At 47.5% G+C, this 20,448-nt stretch carries 20 protein-coding genes and 1 pseudogene; 13 read left to right on the forward strand and 8 right to left on the reverse strand.

Annotated elements, in window-relative coordinates; all coding sequences use genetic code 11:
- The 6 genes and pseudogenes from Q0614_RS10195 to Q0614_RS10220 form a co-directional block, all read left to right on the forward strand.
- Positions 1-475 (forward strand): annotated as a pseudogene (locus Q0614_RS10195) (GMP synthase (glutamine-hydrolyzing)); the annotation flags it as partial.
- Between the two features lie 36 nt (positions 476-511).
- Positions 512-1,438, forward strand: coding sequence for a site-specific DNA-methyltransferase (locus Q0614_RS10200; protein WP_297926702.1), 927 nt, complete (start codon positions 512-514; stop codon positions 1,436-1,438).
- Positions 1,439-3,142 (forward strand): DGQHR domain-containing protein, encoded by a 1,704-nt coding sequence (locus Q0614_RS10205; protein WP_298788499.1) that lies wholly within the window; start codon positions 1,439-1,441, stop codon positions 3,140-3,142.
- A 103-nt stretch (positions 3,143-3,245) separates the two neighbouring features.
- Positions 3,246-3,767, forward strand: a complete 522-nt coding sequence (locus Q0614_RS10210; RefSeq protein WP_298788542.1) for an NAD(P)H-dependent oxidoreductase — start codon at positions 3,246-3,248, stop codon at positions 3,765-3,767.
- Positions 3,768-3,895: 128 nt separating this feature from the next.
- The gene (locus tag Q0614_RS10215; RefSeq protein WP_298788500.1) at positions 3,896-4,096 is read left to right on the forward strand and encodes a hypothetical protein; all 201 of its coding nucleotides are present in this window, start codon (positions 3,896-3,898) and stop codon (positions 4,094-4,096) included.
- Between the two features lie 265 nt (positions 4,097-4,361).
- The gene (locus tag Q0614_RS10220; protein ID WP_298788501.1) at positions 4,362-5,675 is read left to right on the forward strand and encodes a hypothetical protein; all 1,314 of its coding nucleotides are present in this window, start codon (positions 4,362-4,364) and stop codon (positions 5,673-5,675) included.
- A 430-nt stretch (positions 5,676-6,105) separates the two neighbouring features.
- Here Q0614_RS10220 and kcuS read toward each other — a convergent pair whose 3' ends face one another.
- On the reverse strand, positions 6,106-6,321 hold the full coding sequence (gene kcuS / locus Q0614_RS10225) for a KCU-star family selenoprotein (protein WP_298788502.1): 216 nt from the start codon (positions 6,319-6,321) through the stop codon (positions 6,106-6,108).
- Positions 6,308-8,389 (reverse strand): carbon starvation CstA family protein, encoded by a 2,082-nt coding sequence (locus Q0614_RS10230; RefSeq protein WP_298788503.1) that lies wholly within the window; start codon positions 8,387-8,389, stop codon positions 6,308-6,310. Before Q0614_RS10230 ends, kcuS begins: the two co-directional genes overlap by 14 nt.
- A 373-nt stretch (positions 8,390-8,762) precedes the next feature.
- Between Q0614_RS10230 and Q0614_RS10235 the strand changes: the two genes are divergently transcribed.
- From Q0614_RS10235 to Q0614_RS10265, 7 genes are all read left to right on the forward strand, one after another.
- Positions 8,763-8,951 (forward strand): hypothetical protein, encoded by a 189-nt coding sequence (locus tag Q0614_RS10235; RefSeq protein WP_298788504.1) that lies wholly within the window; start codon positions 8,763-8,765, stop codon positions 8,949-8,951.
- Positions 8,948-9,916 carry an iron ABC transporter permease gene (locus Q0614_RS10240; protein WP_298788506.1) on the forward strand — a complete coding sequence of 323 codons (969 nt, stop codon included), beginning with the start codon at positions 8,948-8,950 and terminating at the stop codon, positions 9,914-9,916. Before Q0614_RS10235 ends, Q0614_RS10240 begins: the two co-directional genes overlap by 4 nt.
- Entirely contained in the window at positions 9,913-10,686 is a 774-nt protein-coding gene (locus Q0614_RS10245) for an ABC transporter ATP-binding protein (RefSeq protein ID WP_298788508.1), read from the forward strand. The genes Q0614_RS10240 and Q0614_RS10245 overlap by 4 nt, the downstream gene beginning before the upstream one ends.
- Positions 10,683-11,465, forward strand: a complete 783-nt coding sequence (locus Q0614_RS10250) for an ABC transporter substrate-binding protein (RefSeq protein ID WP_298788510.1) — start codon at positions 10,683-10,685, stop codon at positions 11,463-11,465. The genes Q0614_RS10245 and Q0614_RS10250 overlap by 4 nt, the downstream gene beginning before the upstream one ends.
- Positions 11,466-12,680: a radical SAM protein gene (locus Q0614_RS10255; RefSeq protein ID WP_298788512.1), complete on the forward strand. Its 1,215-nt coding sequence runs from the start codon at positions 11,466-11,468 to the stop codon at positions 12,678-12,680. It begins immediately after the preceding gene.
- Positions 12,677-13,180, forward strand: coding sequence for a flavodoxin family protein (locus Q0614_RS10260; RefSeq protein ID WP_298788514.1), 504 nt, complete (start codon positions 12,677-12,679; stop codon positions 13,178-13,180). Before Q0614_RS10255 ends, Q0614_RS10260 begins: the two co-directional genes overlap by 4 nt.
- A gap of 593 nt (positions 13,181-13,773) precedes the next feature.
- Positions 13,774-14,460, forward strand: a complete 687-nt coding sequence (locus tag Q0614_RS10265; RefSeq protein WP_298788516.1) for a hypothetical protein — start codon at positions 13,774-13,776, stop codon at positions 14,458-14,460.
- Between the two features lie 445 nt (positions 14,461-14,905).
- On the opposite strand, the gene Q0614_RS10270 is transcribed toward Q0614_RS10265, so the two are convergent.
- From Q0614_RS10270 to Q0614_RS10295, 6 genes are all read right to left on the reverse strand, one after another.
- Entirely contained in the window at positions 14,906-15,145 is a 240-nt protein-coding gene (locus Q0614_RS10270) for a DUF333 domain-containing protein (RefSeq protein WP_298755831.1), read from the reverse strand.
- A 415-nt stretch (positions 15,146-15,560) separates the two neighbouring features.
- Entirely contained in the window at positions 15,561-16,637 is a 1,077-nt protein-coding gene (gene serC, locus Q0614_RS10275; protein ID WP_298788518.1) for a 3-phosphoserine/phosphohydroxythreonine transaminase, read from the reverse strand.
- A 10-nt stretch (positions 16,638-16,647) separates the two neighbouring features.
- Positions 16,648-17,814 carry an exodeoxyribonuclease VII large subunit gene (gene xseA / locus Q0614_RS10280; protein ID WP_298788520.1) on the reverse strand — a complete coding sequence of 389 codons (1,167 nt, stop codon included), beginning with the start codon at positions 17,812-17,814 and terminating at the stop codon, positions 16,648-16,650.
- On the reverse strand, positions 17,807-18,535 hold the full coding sequence (gene ubiE, locus Q0614_RS10285; protein WP_298788522.1) for a bifunctional demethylmenaquinone methyltransferase/2-methoxy-6-polyprenyl-1,4-benzoquinol methylase UbiE: 729 nt from the start codon (positions 18,533-18,535) through the stop codon (positions 17,807-17,809). Before ubiE ends, xseA begins: the two co-directional genes overlap by 8 nt.
- A 9-nt stretch (positions 18,536-18,544) precedes the next feature.
- Positions 18,545-19,963, reverse strand: coding sequence for a CHAD domain-containing protein (locus tag Q0614_RS10290; RefSeq protein ID WP_298788524.1), 1,419 nt, complete (start codon positions 19,961-19,963; stop codon positions 18,545-18,547).
- A gap of 48 nt (positions 19,964-20,011) precedes the next feature.
- Positions 20,012-20,422, reverse strand: coding sequence for a Fur family transcriptional regulator (locus Q0614_RS10295; protein WP_005869540.1), 411 nt, complete (start codon positions 20,420-20,422; stop codon positions 20,012-20,014).
- Positions 20,423-20,448 lie beyond the last annotated feature (26 nt).

A 20,448-nucleotide genomic window follows, 5' to 3' on the forward strand; every position in this document is an offset into this window, starting at 1 on the left:
GAAATTTGAACTGATCGAGCCTTTGCGCGAAATTTTTAAAGACGAGGTGCGCCAGCTGGGGCTCGAACTAGGTCTTTCGCGCGAAGTCGTTTTCCGCCATCCATTCCCAGGTCCTGGTCTTGCGATCCGCATAATGGGCGAGGTAAATACGCCGAGCCTCGAGCTACTACGCAAAGCCGACGTGATCCTACGCGACGAGCTAAAATCAAGCGGCTGGTACAACAAAACATGGCAGGCGTTTTGCGTGCTGCTAAACGTGCACTCCGTCGGCGTTATGGGCGATAACCGCACCTACGAAAACGCCGTGTGCATACGCGTAGTGGACGCTAGCGACGGTATGACGGCCAGCTTCTCGCGCCTGCCTTACGACCTGCTAGAAAACGTCTCTCGCCGCATCATAAACGAAGTGGACGGCATCAACCGCGTAGTTTACGACATCTCTAGCAAACCGCCCGCAACGATAGAGTGGGAGTGAGAATATTTTAATTATTTTTATAGGGGTTGACGAACTTTGGAAAATATAAAAATTGCTGAAAAATTTAATGAAAATAATAGTATAACAATATTTAATGGGGATTGTATTAAATTACTTAAGAATATACCAGATGAATTTTGCGATTTAATTATAACTTCCCCCCCATATTGTATGAATAAAGCGTATGAGAATTTGCACGACGATATTGAAACTTTTAAAAAACAACAGTCATCTATATTTGGTGACATTTATCGTGTATTAAAAAAAGGAGGAAGTCTATGTTGGCAAACCGGTTATCATATTAGCAAATCAGAGGTTATTCCTTTGGATTATTATGTTTATCAGATATTTAGTGAAAATAACCGTAGTTTAGAATATCCGCTCCTACTAAGAAATAGATTAATTTGGACTTTTGGACATGGGCTAAATAGTTCAAAACGTTTTAGTGGAAGACATGAAACAATACTATGGTTTACAAAAGGCAAAGAATATAATTTTAATTTAGACAATATACGTATACCACAAAAATACCCAGGCAAACGTTCATATAAAGGAGAGAATAAAGGGGAATTTAGTGGTAACCCTTTGGGTAAGAACCCATCGGATGTGTGGGATATACCAAATGTTAAGGCCAACCATATAGAAAAAACAAAGCATCCATGCCAATTCCCAATTGCTATTCCACAAAGGTTAATTAAAGCATTGACACCCATCAATGGAATAGTTTTGGATCCGTTTATGGGTTCTGGAACATCAGGTGTAGCATCCATACTAGAGCAGAGGTGCTTTGTGGGGGCAGAGATACAAAAAGAATACTTTAATATTGCCAAAACGCGTATTCAGGAAGCTATTGATGGGGTTATAAAAGTCAGAAAGGATGTACCGGTTATGGAGCCCGACTTAAATAGTTCGGTTGCGATGTTGCCAGAAGAATTCCGTAAAATTAGAGAAGGACAAGCATAAATGTCTAAAAGTATTAGAAAATCAAAAAAATCTCCGGAAGAAATAAAAAAGGCAAGATTATCTAGAAATTTTAGAAATAGTATAAAGAATACTTTTATTATGGCGGGTTTTAAATATTTAAACACTCAAAATAAACACTTTAAAATAGGGCATAGAACCGTAGAATTAGATTTTATATTTATTTATGAGAATATAATTTTGATTTGTGAGGATACTGTAACAAAAACAGACAATATTAAAGATCATGTTAGAAAAAAACATGAAGGATTTGTAGAAATAAATAAAAATTTAACAAACTTTTACCAATGGTTATATGATAATTTTCAAGATTCATTTATTAAACAATATTCATTAGATAGATATAAAATCAAGTTTTTATATTTTTCCCAAGAAAAACTTGATTTTAGCGATGATGATTATAAATTATACCCATTGATAAAATTCGTTGACCATAATGCTTTAATGTATTTATCTAAAATGTCAAAATGTATAAAAAAGTCGGCTAGGTATGAAATTTTTAGGTTCTTGGGGCTAAATGATGATGATATAGGTATTATTACTGCAGAAAGCAGTCCGAAAGAGATAAAAACTACGATAATTACTCCTAAATCTTTTACTGGCATTAAAGATAATGTAAGAATAGTGTCTTTCATGATATCTGCAGAAACATTAATAAAAAACTCTTATGTCTTAAGAAAAGATAACTGGGAAGATTCTTCTTTGCTTTATCAACGTCTAATTCAGGATAAAAGAATTAACAGTATAAGAAAATTTTTAGTAACAAATAAAGAAGCTTTTTATAATAATATTATTGTAGCTTTGCCTGAAGATATTTCTTTCAAAAAAGATAATATACCTATTAATATTGATGAAATCAATAAGCATGACGTATGCACTATGCTTATCCCAAATTGTATGAATAGTATATGTATTATTGATGGACAACATCGTATTTATGCTCATTATGAAGGTTTAGAAACAGATAGTGATGAGCCTAAAATATCACAGTTAAGAAAAGAGTTACACTTATTAGTTACGGGTCTTATTTTTCCAAAAGGTATGTCGGATACTAAAAAAATAAAGATACAGAGTGAAATATTTTTAGATATTAATTCCAATGCTAAACCGGTATCTCAAGATGTATTATTACATATTCAAATGGTTAAAGATCCTATTTCAGATTTTGGTTTATCTAGGTCAATCATTGATCTCCTAAATAAAAAGAGTATTTTTCTAAATAAATTTGAAATGTCATTATTGGATGAAAACAAAATTAAAATTGCATCAATAATCAAATTTGCGTTGCGTTATTTAATAACTTTAGATCCCAAAGATGGTAGAAAAAATCTATTCTTTCACTGGGATGGCGATAAAGAGGCACTAAAAAAAATGGATGATGCATCCTTGAATAAATATAAGGAATTTTGCGTAGAAAAAATTTCAATATATTTTAAGGCAATAAAGAAGCATTTCAAGAGCGAATGGCATGATCCTCAATCTAAGATATTATCTGTAATATCTATAAATGGGTTTATTATGAGTTATCTTGCACTTATTGATAAATATGGAATTAAAGATTTTGAATTTTATGATAAACTTTTAAGTAAGTTAGATTTCGATTTTTCAAAAGATAATTTTCCATATACATCAAGTCAATATGCAAAATTCTCTAGAGAAATTATAAAAAAATTAGAAATTGAATAGCAATATGAAATAAAGCAAAAAAAATGGAGCAAATTTCTGTTATCCTGGCACATCCTTACGAGAGAAGCCTAAAGCGACTATTGCAAACGTAGCGGCAGAAAAGCTGCAAAATAGCGGCTACGAGGTTAAATTTCACGATCTATATAAGGAGAAATTTAACCCAATCCTTAGCGGCGCTGAGCTCGTGAACGACGAAAGCGACGACGAGCTGTTAAAAGCGCATCAAAAAGATATCGCAAACGCCCACGGTATCGTGATTGTCCATCCGAACTGGTGGGGCGAGCCGCCTGCCATCCTCAAGGGCTGGATTGACCGCGTGCTAAGGCAGAGAGTAGCCTACGATTTTGCGCCGGACGATAATGGCGGCGGGCTTCCGATAGGGCTTTTAAAGGCTAAAGCCGCCGTAGTTTTCAACACCTCCAACACCCCAGAGGCCAGAGAAAACGAGATATTCGGCGATCCGCTGGAAAGAATTTGGAAAAGCTGCATTTTCGATTTTTGTGGCGTGAAAACCTTTGAGCGGCTGATGTTTAGAGTAATCGCGGATAGCGACGAAGCTGAGCGAAAGGTATGGCTAAGGCAGGTAGTTCAGACGCTGGATAGATACTTTCCGAAGCAATCGTAATTGCTCTAAATTTAAAAATGCGCTATCCGCAAAATCCGCGCGGCGCAAAATTTGACCGCTTATTTTAAACAGATGCGCGCCGAATTCGCTCGCTAGACACAAAAATTTATAAAATTTAGGAGGCAATTATGCTTAGATTAATCGCAGCGATGGCGATTTTAGCGGCTCTCATATACTTCGTGATGGGAGGCAGCGGCAAAAAGACTATCAAAGATTACAAAAATTTCAGCCGCGAGGAGCTGGAGACTTTATGCCTCGAAAAGAACGATAAAATCGCCTGCCAGCATATCACCGTGGACTATATCAAAGAAAATAAACCGAAAAAATGATCTAAATTTGCGAGGCTAATTTTGCGGTTTCGCTCAAACAGCGCGCGGTTAAATTTCTTTCTAGCCCGGTCCAAACGCTGCGCGGATAAATTTACCCGCAAAGCATGGCTGAAATGCCGATTTGATAGGTACCGAGCGCCGTGCAAATAGCGTAAATTTAAAAGCAATAATTCAAGTATTAGCATGCGCGCTGAAAAACCGCTAGCACAAATTAAAAGTAATAAATCGTGCTGTGTTCTTTGCGCGCATACAGAAGGAGCGACCGATGAAAATTTTATGGCAAAGTAGGCTTCAAAACAGACTTCGCGATATCGGCGAAAATGTCCTAATAATGGGTGATCACGCATTTTACGCAGGCGATAACGACGAGCAAAAGCAGATGAAGCTTAGAAAATTTTCGCTTGCAAGCGGCGAGCAGCTAGCCGGCGCGCCTTTCCGCGATTTTACCTGCACTGCGACCTTTGACGATGACGGCCGTACGCTCGTAGTTTTGGACTTTGTAGACACGATTTATAAATTTAACGCCGCGGATCTCGCGCTCATCTCAAAGCACAAAAAAGGCGTGCTAAAATACGGCAACTTTATCGCGCTAAGTAGCAAGGATGGCGATAAAAAGGCTATTACGGCGACATACGACACGCTTTTTATTTACGATTTTAAGACGCAGACGGGCACGCGAAAGCGATTAAGGGGCTGCGCGGCGATTTTTAAGCAAGATGAGCTAAATTTCTTGATTTTTACGCGCTCGGGTCAAATTTACGGCTTAAATTTGAGCAGTTGTGAGCTTAAAATCATCGCTAAAACTTGCCCTATGACGCAGGTGCAGCGCGCAAGCGGCGGATATTGCATTCGCGTGGGCGAGGCTGGCGAAAACGGCGAAATAGAGGGTGCTAACGAGCTTGTTTTTACGGACGCAAATTTTAACGTTAAATTCCGCGTGAAGCTCGATTTTGATTTCGATAAATTCGAGCTTGCGGCGGATGGACCGGACGGCTGGCGCGGATACTTTATAAACGAGCCGAATGAGCTGAGGGTTCTTAATCTCATGCGTAGCGAAGCGGGCGGCTTTGAGCACGGCAAAACGGGCGACCTCGAGAGCGGCGAGCACGACGACTCGGGCAAATTTGCGCACGATAAAGCTGAGGAATTTAGATGTGACGAAGCGGACGAATTTAATCGCGGCGGCTCGGGCGAATTTACGCAGGGCGAGACGAGTAAATCCGGATGCGAAGCGATGGATAAATTTAAACAAAATGAGACCGTCCGATATCTCGCGACCAAGCCTATTTTGACGCATAAATTTAAACAAAAGGGCGCGAGAATTTTAGGCGTCGTTACGGCTGCTTCCTGCCGGGCTGCGAGCACAAAATACGAAGCGGAGCAAAAGGTCGCATTTGCCGAGCAAAATTTAATGCCCGAAGGCGGCCGTGGTATCGAAAACCGTGAATATTCACTCCTCGCTCCCGGTAAAAATGAAAAACGCAGGCATCGCACGCCCGAGCGCGCCCTCGATCTCGTACTAGTCGATAACGCTTACGACGAGGATGCGGAGCAAATTTTAACCTACTATGAGATCTAAACCATGGTCCAAGCACACCCATATTCCTGATTTAAAATTTGCAGCTATGATTTCACGCCTTTAATTAAGGCAGGTTTGCTAAAAATTTTGCAAAAATTTTATATAGAATTCTACCAAGACGCGGCAAATACCCGTTTAAAAATTCTACGACATGCAGGCGAGACCATTGCAAAAAATCGCGGGTCGGCGATGAATAGGGGCGTGACGGCAAGAATAAATCTCAACGCCATAAGTGCGAGCAAATTTAAAGCGCAATCTCAAAGAGGTACGCGCGAAATTTAATCTCTAGCAGCAGGCTAAATTTCATGACTCGCGCGCCCACACCCTAGTCTAAATTTAAAATTTCAAACCCCAGCGAAATTTCACGACACCACGGCAAAACGTCGCAGGCCGGCGATTTGTACGGCGCGACCGCGCCCTTTCGCCGCTATCAGCACTTGACGTTTTTTGCCTTGCTATCTTGCATCGCGCGGAAAAATTCCGCTCTGCTTAGCGGGATTTCGTCCGGATGAGCGCTTCTGAAGTGGCTCAGATAGCCCTCGTAATCGCCGAGCCCGATGAGCGGCGCAAGTGCGGTATCCGCGCGCGCCAAAAACCTCGCCACGGCCTTCGGGGCTGCGAGCGGATTAAATTTAAACTTTTTCATAAACGCCCCTGTCCACGTACTCGCTTTCTGCCAGCTTGAAATATCCCTCGCTCGCGCCGCCTTTTGAAATTTTAAGGCACATTCGTATCGTTTGGACGATGACGATGATCGTAACAACGACGAAAAGCCCACATAGCACAGCGTCAATGACGTTGTTTCTGATGATAGCCTGCGCCTTTTCGATCGCCGCGGGATCGCTCAGGCTAGCGAGTTTGGCGGCGGTATTTTGCGCGATAGCTACGTGGCTTACCGCGTCGTGCACGCGCTCGCCGTTAGCTGGCATAAGCTTTAAGATCGCCGCATAAAGCGTGGTTATAAGCACCCAGATCGCAGGAGCGATCGTAACGAAGGCGTATTTTTGCTTGCCCATTTTAAAAAGCACCACCGTCGCGAGCAGCAGCGCGATGCCCGCGAGCATCTGATTGGACGCGCCGAAAAGCGGCCACAGCGTGTAAATTCCGCCCATAGGATCGGTAACGCCGCTGTAGAGCAGATAGCCCCAGCCCGCCACGCAGATCAGCGTCGCGATGATGCCGTAGAGGGAATTTTTGGTATCGGAGAATGGCTTATAGACGTTGCCTAAAATTTCTTGCACCATAAAGCGCCCCGTGCGCGTGCCCGCATCGACCGCGGTCAGAATAAACAGCGCCTCAAATAAAATCGCAAAGTGGTACCAAAACGCCATCAGCTCCTTGCCGCCGATGATCTGATGCAGTAGCATCGTTAGCCCCATCGCAAAGGTAGGAGCGCCGCCCGTGCGGCTCATCATCGTGGTCTCGCCGACGTTTGAAGCCAAGGCGCCGATCTGCTCGGGCGTAATGCTAAATCCGATAGAGCTTATATACGCCGCGGCGCTTACCGCGTCTTTGCCCAGCACCGCAGCGGGCGAGTTGATAGCGAAGTATTCGCCCGGGCTTAGGATGCACGCAGCCACAAGCGCCATTATGCCCACGAGGCTCTCCATAAGCATCGAGCCGTAGCCGATGAAAAGAGTGTGGGTTTCGCGCTCGACCATCTTAGGCGTCGTGCCGCTGGAGATCAGCGCGTGAAAGCCCGAGATCGCGCCGCATGCGATCGTGATAAACAAAAACGGAAATATCGGACCTGCGAAAACGGGACCCGTGCCGTCGATAAATTTCGTCGTAGCGGGCATTTTAAGCTCGGGCGCGACAAAGATTATCGCGACCGCCATGCCGATGATGACGCCGAGCTTAAGGAAGGTACTTAGATAATCGCGCGGCGCCAGCAGCAGCCACACGGGCAAGATCGCCGCGATAAAGCCGTAGCCGATCGTAAGAAGCGCGAGCGTCTCGCCCTTTAGCGAAAAAACGTCGTGCCAGTACGGATCGATCAAGACGTAATGCCCACCCCAAAGCGCAAGCATCAGCAAAACAAAGCCGATGATCGATGCCTCGCTGACCTTGCCCGGGCGCAAAAACCTCATGTAAATTCCCATAAATATGGCGATCGGTATCGTCATCGCGATCGTAAAAAGCCCCCACGGCGAGTTTGCGAGCGCCTTTACGACAACCATCGCCAAGATCGCCACGATGATCAGCATGATGAAAAAAATTCCGATCATCGCGATGCCGCCCGTGAGCTTGCCCATCTCGTCTTTTATCATCTCGCCGAGGCTCTTGCCGCCGCGGCGCGTGGATAGCACGAGCACGATGAAATCATGCACCGCACCCGCGAGCACGACGCCTACCAAAAGCCAAATGGTGCCGGGCAGATAGCCCATCTGTGCGGCCACTACGGGACCTACGAGCGGTCCGGCGCCTGCAATAGCGGCAAAATGGTGGCCGAAAAGGACGTATTTGTTCGTAGGAACGTAATCGCGTCCGTCGTTTCGGATCACCGCAGGAGTCGCGCGGCGATCGTCTAACTCAAAGACGCGATACGCGATAAAGCGCCCGTAGAAGGTGTATCCGATCAGATAGATGCACGCGCTGGCCACTACGAGCCAAACGGCGCTGATGCTCTCGCCTTTATTTAGCGCAAGTACGCCGAAACACCACGCCCCTATGACGGCGACCGCCGCCCAAAGGATCTTTTGCCAAAATTTCATGCTCACTCCTTAAAGCTTAGCGAGCGGCTTCGGCGCAGTTTGCCGTTTAACAAAACGGCTTGCGCCTTTAAAGCGGGACTCGTTAAATAAAATTTAGTGCGTATTTTATCGGCGTTTTTATAATTTAAAGCTGAATCGCGAAATTAAAAAGAGCTCTTTCGGCGTTTAAATTTACCGCCTAAATTTTGAATTTCAAATTTAAAGAGCCGGCTTGGCGGCGCGCGAGATTTTAACATTTAATCGACCTAAATTTAACTCCGCAGCTCTTAGCCGTTACGGAATTTATCGCGGTTTAAGAAATCAAGCGATAAAATCCCATGATAACGATTTTAATTTCTTAATAAAAATCGCGAATACTTTTAGGAGGAAATTTATGCCGGATCAGGTGTGCGGCTACGCACTTTTTCGCGCTGATATCAAAAGCTATGTAAGCTTCAAAAATAATTGCGCCAGCCGCGAGAATTTCATAAATTCCGCGCGTATAAATTCCTGGCACCGCTTAAATTTTAAAAATATCCGCCGCGACGAAATCTGCGCGTATAGTTCGCCTGGTGGGCTATGAGCTTTAAATTTTATCTCTTTCTAATCGTAGCTTTTATATTGCTTGCTTTAGTAGCCGTAAGTAGCGGTGGGGCGAGCATTTCGCTGGGCGATGTCGCGAAATTTTTCACCTTCGGCGAGATAGACGAGACCAAGCAGCTCATCTTGCTACAAATGCGCCTGCCGCGCCTCGTGCTTGGAATTTTAATAGGCGCGCTGCTGGCAACTTCGGGAGTGGTGGTGCAAAGCGTATTTTTAAACCCGCTTGCGGATCCCTACATCATCGGTATCGCCTCGGCAGCGACTTTCGGCGCGGTCATAGCCTACCTACTGGGGCTTAGCGACGTTTTTTACGGAATTTTCGCATTTTTGGCCGCCAGCGGGCTTTCACTCGTAATCTTTAAGCTCGCAGCCCATACCCGCTCGATCTCTACTCTGCTGATCGTAGGCATCGCCGTATCGTCCTTTTTGGGCGCATTTACATCCTTCGCGGTCTATCTAATCGGAGAGGATAGTTTTAGGATTACGGCGTGGATGATGGGCTATCTAGGCGGTGCAAACTGGCAAAAGATCGCGCTTTTGCTGCCGCCGCTGCTGTTTTGCATGGCGTATTTTTACGGAAAGCGCCACGAGCTAAATATCATCTTAAACGGCGACGAGGAGGCGAAGTCGCTCGGACTCAACGTCGAGAGGTCCAAAAAGAGCCTACTCATCGTCTCCTCGCTCATCATCGGCTTTTCGGTCGCGTTTACGGGTATGATAGGCTTCGTGGGGCTCATCATTCCGCACACGCTTCGCATGGCGCTTCATACGGCGAGCAACGCCGTGCTGATCCCCGCTAGCGCGCTTACCGGCGGAGTTTTTTTGGTTTTTTGCGACGTAATCGCTAAAAACGCCCTCTCGCCGGTAGAAATTCCAATCGGCGTGGTGACCTCCTTTTTCGGCGCGCCCTTTTTTCTATACCTCGCGTTTAGGAAGCATGCATGAAAATTTCGGCGCTAAACTTCAGCTACGGCAAGCGGGCGATTCTGCGAGGCATAGAGTTAAATTTAAAACGGGGGAAATTTTACGGGATTTTGGGTCCTAACGGCTGCGGCAAAAGCACCTTGCTAAAAAACATATTGCAAATTTTAAAGCCCGCAAGCGGCATCATCGAAATAAACGGCAAAAAAGCAAGCGAATATAGCCTCAAAGAGCTTGCCGCGCTTATCGGCTTCGTGCCGCAAAAAACAGCCCTCGCAGCCGCACTAAACGTGAATGAAATTTTACTTGCGGGCAGATTTTGCCGCCTAAAAAGCGCATTTAGCGGCTACGATGCGAGCGACCGCGACAAAGTAGAGCGAATCGCCGAGCTTTTGGACGTGAAGAAATTTTTAAATCGCAGCGCGTTTGAGCTAAGCGGCGGCGAGTTTGGGCGCGTACTGCTTGCTAGAGCGCTCGTAAGCGAGCCTGAAATTTTACTGCTCGATGAGCCCACGGGCGCGCTTGATATAAACTACGCGATCGAGGCGATGAGGATCTGCGAAAATTTAACCAAAACGCTAAATTTAACGAGCGTCATCGTGCTGCACGATCTAAATTTAGCCTCGCTTTTTTGCGATGAAATTTTGATGCTAAAAGACGGCACAGTAAGGTATCGCGGTAACGCGAGCGAGCTTTTTACGCCGCAGATCATAAAAGAAATTTACGGCTTTGACGCCCTGATAGTCGAAAATTTGGGAACCAAATTTATCTTACCGCAAAAGGAGAAAATGTGAAAAAAATTCTTATAGCTTTGCTTTCGGCGAGTTTTGCGCTCGCCAAAGGCCTGGTAGTGCTCGACCCCGCTGCGGTCGAGATCATCTACGCTTTAGGCGCGCAGGATCAGATCGCTGCGATCTCAACTACCTCGATGAGCAAGATCCGCCCGGAGGCAGAAACCGCGAAACTGCCTAGCGTAGGCACCTACGTCAAGCCGAATATGGAAAAGATCGTCGAGCTTAAGCCCGATCTGGTTATTACTAGCTTTCACTCCGCAGGCGTTAGCGAGAATCTGCAAAAGCTGGGACTTAAGAGTCTTGCAATGGATGCAAACTCCACCGCAGATATCTGCCAAAACGTAAAGAAGGTCGCGGCGATCGTAAAAAAGGAGAGCGAGGCGGATAAAATTTGCGCGCGGATGGATGGAATTTTTGCAGACAAACCCGCTCTTCGCGGTAAAAAAGTAGCGCTATTTTTCGGTTCAAACGCCACTATGGCCTTTAACGACAAAACCCTAGTAGGCGATATCTTCGCTCGCCTAGGCGCCAAAAATATCGCAGACGGCCTAAAAGGCAGTACGCCTTCGGTATCTGCCGAATACATCCTCGAGCAAAACCCCGATATAATCGTTATCGTAGGCGGCGAGACGGAGGATTTTTTAAAGGCAAATCCGATCCTTAGAAATACCAAAGCGGTAAAATCGGGCAAAATTTTAAAAGCTCCGACGCTCATCTTGCGGGGCAGCCCGCAGATCGGCGAGACGGTGGATGAAATTTACGCGGAGGCAACGAAATAGATGTTTAAAGAACGCATTAAATCCCACCATCGCTCCAAGCTTTTCGAGAGCGTCTCCGCAAGCGAAAACGAGCTGTTCGACGCGCTGGAGCAGCCCGCAAAAGACAGCGATTGCGTGATCTATCTGCACGTGCCCTTTTGCGACAACATCTGCTCGTTTTGTTCGATGATGCGCTCCAAACTCGGCGACGAGCTGGACGAATACGCTAAATTTTTGATCCGCCAGATCAAAGACTACGGCGAGATGCCCTATTTCGATACTAAAAAGATCAAAAGCATCTACTTCGGCGGCGGCACGCCGAGCGTATTTAGCGAAGCTCACTTCGAAAAGGTCCTCGGCGCGCTGCATAAAAATTTCAAGATCGCGGACGACTGCGAGATCAGCATAGAAACCACGCTGCATAATCTAGATACGCAAAAAGCGCTCACTCTGCAAAGCTTCGGCGTAAATCGCTTTAGCATCGGCGTGCAGACCTTCAGCAGACAGGGACGCGCGCTTCTAAACCGCGTGCATAAGCCCGCTCGCGCAATCGAGCGACTGAAGGATCTTAGAGAAAAATTTGACGGCATGCTCTGCTGCGACATCATCTACAACTTCCCGAACGAAAGCGTAGAGGAGGCGGTCGCGGACGCACATTACGTAAATGAGCTCGGACTTGATAGCGCCAGCTTTTACTCGCTGATGTTTTTCGATGGCTCGGAGCTATCCAAAAAGATCGACACCTCCTACTACGATCTGCCGACTGATAAAAAGCTACACCACGCTTTCGCAGAGGCGCTGTTGCAAAGCGGGAATTTCGAGGTTTTGGAGCTTACCAAACTTGCTCGAAAAGGTCGCGATAACTACGGCTACATCAAGCTAAGCCACAAGGGCACGGATATCCTGCCTATCGGCAACGGCGCGGGCGGACACGTAGCGGGCTTCGGAATTTACGGCGTGTCGGGACACAAGATGATCTCGCGAATCGATGAGCGCGAGGCAAAATATAGCGTGCTAAACAATCTGTTTCAATACCCGATCGTAAGCTTAAACGAGCTAAAAGAGGCTCTGAGCGCGAGCATTTACGACGAAGCGGTGCAAAAGCTCAAAGAATTTGAGAGCTGGGGGCTTTTGGAGCTAAAAGATCAAAGATCGATCTTGAGCTTGGACGGAATTTTTTGGGGCAACAACATCAACGAAGAGATAGCAAACATTATTAGAAAGGATTTTGTATGAAAAAAATCGTGCTTTACACCTCACAAACGGGTAACACGAAAAAGGTGGGCGACGCGATCGCCGAGCAACTGGGCTGCGAGAGTCTAAATTTCCGCGACTTTGAGGGTAAGGTCGATGACTACGATTTCATAGCCTTGGGCTTTTACGTCGATAAGGGCGAAGCCGAAGCGAAATTTATGCGCTTTTTACGCAAGATTCACGGCAAGAAGCTTGGCGTTTTTATGACTCTAGGCGCAGAGCCGGACGGCGAGCACTCGCGCAAGTGCCTGGATACCTTTGAAGAGGGGCTTAAAGCAAACGGCAACGAGATCATAAGGGAGTTTGCCTGCCAGGGCGCGATCGATCCGAATCTACTTGAAATGATGCGCAAAATGGCGGCCGGCGGTAACTCGCCCCACCCTATTACCCCCGAGCGACTTGCGCGCTGGGCAGAGGCTGCGAAACACCCGGACGAAAAGGATCTGGCGGACGCAAAAGCAGCATTTGCGGGGATAGAATAAAATTTAAAGCAAGCCGTGCAAACCGCTGCGCGGCGAAACAAAACCAAATAAAATTTCACACTACTTAATGCGCGATTTGAAAAATTTCGCACTTTTAAATTTAGAGTTAAATTTCATTTCGCGCGCAACGGATCGGATAATGCCGCCGACCTTGCGCCGCAATGCGCGCTCTGAACGCGAAAAGCGCTTTTGCGAGCGACCGACCCGCGAATACCACGGTCGTGCCGTCATCCAAGACACTGCCCGCCATTTTGCGACGGCCTGAGCGCAAAAATCCGCTTCTGCGAGCAACCGGCCTGCGAGTGCCGCGGTCGCGATCATCGGCTATCGCCCGTCGCCGCGTGCCGTAGGCGCCGCTGTCAGACGCTGTCCGCCGCCGCGCGATACCCATCCGCCGCTGCTAACCGCCCGCGCGACAACCCGTCGCCGCTAATCGCCGCGCCGCTTTGTCGCGGTATAGAATCCAAACCGAACCGCTAAATTTTAAATTCTACAAAAGTCTCATCGCGCGTAAATTTTAATTCGGCAAATGCGCGAAATTTAGGTAAAATTCCACGCAAACGCTTTGACGGTCAAAATCTAAAGGGGCGAAAATGACGAATTTCGAATACGCTAGTCGCATTGACGAGGCTGCGGGGCTAGATCTTGATTTAGATTGCGAAGAGATCGATCTACAGGATAAGCTTTACGGGCTTTTTCAGTGCTTTATGCCTGACGGTGCGGGTGCGCGGGCGGTGTTTGCGCCGCTGCAAAACGGCACCGAGCTACAAGCGCGCATAATGCCAATCTACACAGTCACGGCGCAGCAGACGCGGGAAGCGTTTGATCAGGGCGTGGCGCCAGGGTATTTTTGCCCGCCGCAGGATCCGAAATTTGGTAGCGAAGCGCTTAAGAGCCTAGCTTTAGCGTACGTTCGAAATTTAAAAATTTTTGCCGAATTTCTAGGCAAGAGCGGGCTTTTAAAGATACTTGAGCAGATAAAATCCGCTCGCGTGCAGGAGAGCTTTGATCTCGCGCATAACAAAGGTGAGCTTGCGGACGCCGTCTATGAGGCGATCACGGAGTGGATGATAGATACGCCTAAGCTCGATGCAAAGCTATGGGTGCTCGGCGAGGCGTACTATTCGATTAACTGCGACCATCTGCTACCTGTGTACTTGCAGTATCCAAACTACGCGCAAAGGCCGCAGGAGGACTTTTTGAAGCCCTACTTCGAGCTATACCTAGCGGGACAGCAGATCGCGTTTGAGCGCGGCGAGGTCGTGGTTTTCACGCACTAAATTTACGCAGGCAAGGAAGCGAATGAACGCTCGTAAGCAGTTAAAATTTTAGCTTTTTAAACAATAAAGTGAGCTACACCTACAAATGGCTAAAATTTAAGCTCAGCAACTATGGGCACAAACGCTTATCGCATATCCAAAAAATCTGCGTCTTAATCAAGCAATCTAGTAGCTTTCCTGCACGTCGCGTCAAATCGCTTAAAATATTTCTGCTTTGCGTAGTCGCCGTTTTCAGCACCTTACTGGAGCAAAATCTCCGCACATCGTTGATGTTTGGAGAATTGAATTTCTTCCATCACTCTGCTGCCCTCACTTTGTATGAGGTACCCAAATAATTTACTTGCGCTAATGCTTGCTAGTTAGAATTCATCTAAATTTTAAAGAGGAATTTTGACGCAGAATTTTATGGAATTTCGCTGCTGTAAATTTCGCAAGCGATAAAATTCTATCGATTTACGCTCTTAAATTTGCTCAAATCGCCGCCTGTTTTATAAAATTCTTCAGCATCGATCATAGTGCCGTCGGGCAGCTTACAAACGGTGTAATCCACGCCGTTGCCGTCTTTGCGGACGATCAGCTCGCCGCCATTTTTGATACAAAAATCCCCAGCAGCGCTAGCCTCTGCGCTCACCGAAGCGCAAGCGCCCACCACAAGCGCTACTGCAAAAAATCTCTTAAAACTCATTTAAATCCTTTCGTTTAATTTTGTCTGTTTTTAGGGTTAAGCTTAAATTTAGGCGCTAGATACGCTAAACCTGCGCCTACATAAATAAACCGCCTTCCATCCTCGAACACCGATAATAGCGTTTTAAATATTAAATCCTACCTAATAAATCCCAGCAGCGCCAAGTCCGCTCGCCGCTGCAAAATCAAAGCCATCAGACTTCATCCAATGCAAAATTTAACATCATAAAATTTTGCCTTCAATAAAATTCTAGCAGCGAAATCCAAGCCGCATCAAAGCTATTTCTGCCGTAAAATACCGGCTATAAAAGCGAGGACTATGGCAAATACCAGCTCAGCGACAAGGCAAGCGCGGATCCTAAACAATCTCGTCTATAAGCGCGAGCTGCGCTCAAACCCTCTAAATTTAATCGCCGCTAGCCGTTTTTGCGCGCAAACTCGCTCATGAAAGTGACTAGTTTTTCAACATCCTCGTAGTTTATCGCGTTGTAGATAGAGGCGCGGATGCCGCCTAAAACGCGGTGTCCTTTAAGCCCGATCATACCCTCGGCCTCCGCCTGCGCGACGAAGATGGGCTCAAGCGCGGCGTCTGCGATATTAAAGCTCACGTTCATCAGGCTGCGGCTAGTTTTTTGCGCGTGGCCGCGGTAGAAGCCGCCGCTGGCATCGATCGCGCCGTAAAGTAGCGCCGCTTTGCGCTTGTTGCGCTCGTGCATCGCCGCGAGCCCGCCGATCTCGTCCTTGATCCAGCCGAGCATTAAATTTAGCATGTAAATTCCGAAAGTGTTCGGGGTGTTGCTCATCGAGTCTGCGTCTGCCTGCGTCTTATAGCGCAGGATCATCGGCGTTTTGGGATTTGCGCAGTCCAGCAGATCCTTGCGGATCGCCACCATCGTAACGCCCGCGGGACCGCCGTTTTTCTGAATGCCTCCGTAAAACATCCCTACGCTGCTAAGATCCACGGGGCGCGAAAACAGATCGCTCGAGCTATCGACTACGAGCGGGCAGGCGCACTGCGGTAGCTGCGGATACTGCGTGCCGTAGATCGTGTTATTCGAGCAGATGTAGCCGTAATCGGCGCCGTCAGAGAATTTAACCTCGGGGATGCGGTCGAATTTGCTCTCCTCACTGCTTGCGACCACGCGGTAGTTTATGCCGAGCACGCCCGCTTCCTTGATCGCCTTGCTCGTCCAGTTGCCCGTGTTGGCGTATTCTGCGACGCCGCCTGCGTATAAGTTCATCGGCACCTGCGCGAATTGCAGGCTCGCGCCGCCTTGCAAAAACAAAATCGTAAAATCATCCGAAAAGCCGTAGAGATCGCGTACGCGGTCCATCGCGCTATGTAGGACTTCCTCGAAAATTTTAGTGCGGTGCGAGATCTCCATTATCGAAAATCCCAGCCCTGCGTAGTTTAGCAGCTCCTCTTGCGCCTGCTTTAGCACGCCCAGCGGGATGGTGCTAGGTCCTGCGCTAAAATTTATTACTCTATCCATTTTGCCTCCTTTAGATGATTTTTGCGTTTTTGCTGAGCTGCTGCGAGCAAAGGACGAACTCATCGCCCGCGGCAAGCTCGCCCAAGCTCACCGTTTTACCGTCCTTTTGGATTTGAACGAGGTCTTTTGTGATCTCAAAAAATTTCGCCTTTTGCGTTAAAAGCTCATCCTTTGCGCTTAGCGCGTGCTCTGCGGCGCTTAGTTTGGAGCCGATGAAGCTTTTAAATTTAAGCTCTAAATTTGAAAGCCCCGCAAGCGAGCCTGAAATTTTTGGCTCGATAGATTTTGATTTAAGCTCCAGAGCTGCGAGGCTCAGCGCGTTTTGCGCGGATGAAATTTTATCTTTTATCAGCCTATCAAATGCATCGCTTACGCCGTCTAAGCTCTGAAAAATCGCGCAAATATCGGGCAGTAGGTCGATCATCGCGGCGGTGGGCGTGAGGCTTCGGTGATCGGCTACGAAATCGCTGATGCTAAAATCGATCTCGTGCCCTACCGCCGAGATGACGGGCGTTTTGGCTGCGTAGATCGCGCGCGCTAAGGCCTCGTCGTTGAAGCACCACAGATCCTCGCGCGAGCCGCCGCCGCGAGCGATGACGATCGCATCGTAGCCCTTCGCGTCGGCTGCACGCAGAGCGCTTATGATCGAAGCGGGCGCGCTCTCGCCTTGCACTAGTGCGTTATACAGATCGATCTTGCAAAGCGCGAAGCGGTCCTGCGCCGTGCGAAGCATATCCGCCTGCGCCGCGGAACCCGCGCTCGTGATGATCGCGATGCTTTGGGCAAATTTCGGAAGCTGTTTTTTATGTGCGGCATCAAAAAGCCCCTCTTTGCTAAGCTTATCTTTTAGCGCGGCAAACGCCGCTTCTAGCTCGCCTTCGCCGCTTTTGCGTATGTTTGATACCTGGATCTGATACGCGCCCGTGGGGGCGTATAGCGAGACTTTGCCGCTTACGATGAGCTTATCGCCCACGGCGGGGATAAAATTTATCCGCGCGGCGTTAAATTTAAACATCGCGCAATCGATCGCCGCGCTCGCGTCTTTGATCGTGAAATACCAGTGTCCGCTCGTGCTTTGAATTCTAAGCTTAGATATTTCGCCCTCGACTTCGACGAAGCTAAAGCTCGTCTCCAAAAGCGCCTTGGCTTGGGCGTTGAGCTCGCTTACGCTAAGCATCGTCGCTCTTCCGCGCGATTTTCTCCGCGATGAAAAGCGTGCTGACATCGAAGCTGAAGCCCTTTTGCACGCGCAGTTCAAAGCCTGCGTTTTTGAGCTTTTCGCTAAAGCTCGCGGCGTCTAGGAAGCTGCCGATGGAGCTTGGCAGATACTCGTAGGCTTCTTTGTTTTTCGAGATGAAAGCGCCGATTTTGGGTAAAATTTTACTTACGTAAAAATCTCTGATTTTAAACGCGAGCCCGCCGCTTGCGGCTTTGGTAAATTCCAAAACCACGAGCGAGCCGCCCGGTTTTATGACGCGATTAAACTCCGCAAGCGCCGCGTCCAACTCCACAACGTTTCTTATGCCGTAGCTGATGCTTAAAATATCCACGCTTGCATCATCTAACGTCGTGGCGCCCGCGGCCGCTTTGATAAACTCGCAGCCAGGAAATTTTTGCCTAGCTACCTCGAGCATCCCTTCGCTAGGATCGATCCCCACGATCCGTTCGATCTGCACGCCGTGCTGTGCTGCGCCGTCGCGCCATGAGCTTATCATATCGCCCGTGCCGCACGCGACATCGGCGATACTCACGAGCTTTCCTTTAAGCTTTTCAAGCGTCAGCCCGACCGCTTTTTTGCGCCACGAAACGTCCACGCCGAAGCTGATGGCGCGGTTTGCTAGATCATAGGTAGGCGCGATTTCGTCGAACATCTTTATGATTTTTTCCTGTTTTTGCACGGGTTTTCCTTATTCGTATGCTTTGATTTTACGTAGCGATCTTTTCAGAGCGCGCAAAAGAGGCTCTTTTTCATTTAAAATTTTTTCCTCCAGCTCGGCGCGGCGGTCGTTTAGGCGGGCGTCCAGAGCCAGCAGATACGCAAACGCGACGCCACTTTTATCGCTTGCTTTTTGATAGATCGCGATGAAATTTTGCCATACGCTGATATCTTGCAGCGCGCCGAAATCCTCGCAGGCGGCCTTGGTGCGTTTAAACAGCTCCCTGACGCAGCCTTCATCAAAGCTTCTTGCAAAAATTTCAAGCGCGTATCGCAGCCTCTTTAGCCCTATGCGCACGTCGTGAAATGCCTGCAGAGACGAGCCTTGCTTTAAATTTTTTAGCTCCGCGCGCAAGCTTTTAATCAGCTTACAAAGGCGAGCGGAGGCGAACTTTTTTGAAATTTTTTCATATTCGCTGCGCGCGTAGATGCCATCCGCGCCGCTTAAAAAGCCACTAATAGCGCCGTTTAAATCTGCAAATTCAGCGCTAGAAAGAAATTTTAAAATTTTATCCTCCGAGCGCTTTGCGATAAGATTTAGCTGCTGCAAAAAGCTCGCAGGCGCGTCGTCGGCTTTTAAAAACTCCGCAAAAACGTGAAGATCTCGCAGCTGATTGGTGCGGCTCATAAATCCTGCGAGCAGTTTTAAAATTTCGCCTCTTTTTTCCGCCTCGAAAAGCGGCGCGGATAGCTTCAAAACCGCTCTAAATTTACGAATCTGCACGCGCAGCTCGTGAAGAGCTTCGGGGGCTAGGCTTTTTTGATACTCGCTTTTTGCGGCACACGCCCTCGTCCACGCCAGCTCAAGCGCCAAGCGCGCGAGCTTAACGCTGTCCGCATAGGGCGGAGCGAAAAATTTAACTCGGCTAAATTTTTCAAAAACGCTGCGGGCGTGCGCGAAATCAAGCGAGCGCGGCGGGATGCCGTAGCGCGCTAGATAGCGGCTTTTGTAGCGGTAATCGTCGGTGATCTCGCAAAAATCGGTGCTGCCGAAGGTTTTTACAAAATCAAAATTTGTGCTTGCCGCCTCGCTTTGAAATTTCGCTCGTAAAATCACGAGCGTACTTAACTCTCCGCCGTAAAGCTCTAACCAAAACTCCGCCTCGTCGTTAGCAAAGCCGTAGCGGTTCTTTTGCACGACGCGGGCGATCCTGCTTTTTAAAGCCTCTTTGAAATCATCTTTTGAAATTTTAAAATTTAGAGTTTGTCTGTCGAGATCCTCTTTTCTGTGGTGCAAAGAGCATTCGTCGTTTTGGCGGATGTAGTAAATTTCGGGATAGAACGAAGTATAAAACCAAGCGATCTTTACCTTGCGACATTTTAGCCCCGCACGCTCTAGCGTCCGCAGAATCGAATCGTCGCTCAATAAAAATTTACGCTTAGTTTGCATACCCGCTCCAAAAATAAAGTGGGTAATAATAGCAGAAAATTCTTTAAACTATCTACACTTTTCGCAGTCTTCGACCGTAGCCGTGATATTTAGCTTGCGGATGAAATTGCCCGCTTTGCGCTCGATGTTTTTCAAAACGTCCTTATTAAAGGCATCATCCATGAAAAGATCCGTGACATTGCCGCATTTTTCGCATACGACGTGGATGTGCGGCATCTGATAGATGTCGTAGCGGCTCTTTTTATTCGGCGCATTGACCTCGACTACGACGCCCTCGTCGAGTAGGGTGTTTAAATTTTTATAAACCGTCGCTAGCGAAATAGATGGATAGTCCTCCTTGATCCCCTCGTATAGGTCATCTATGCTAGGATGCTCGTGGCGATCGAGCACCTTTAGGATGCACAATCTTTGAGGAGTTGCTTTCAAACCGCAGGTTTTGAGTAGTTCTACGTGGCTCATTTTTGTCCTTCAAAAAATTTTAAAGT

It is taken from the genome of uncultured Campylobacter sp. (assembly GCF_937997595.1).
GTDB lineage: Bacteria > Campylobacterota > Campylobacteria > Campylobacterales > Campylobacteraceae > Campylobacter_B.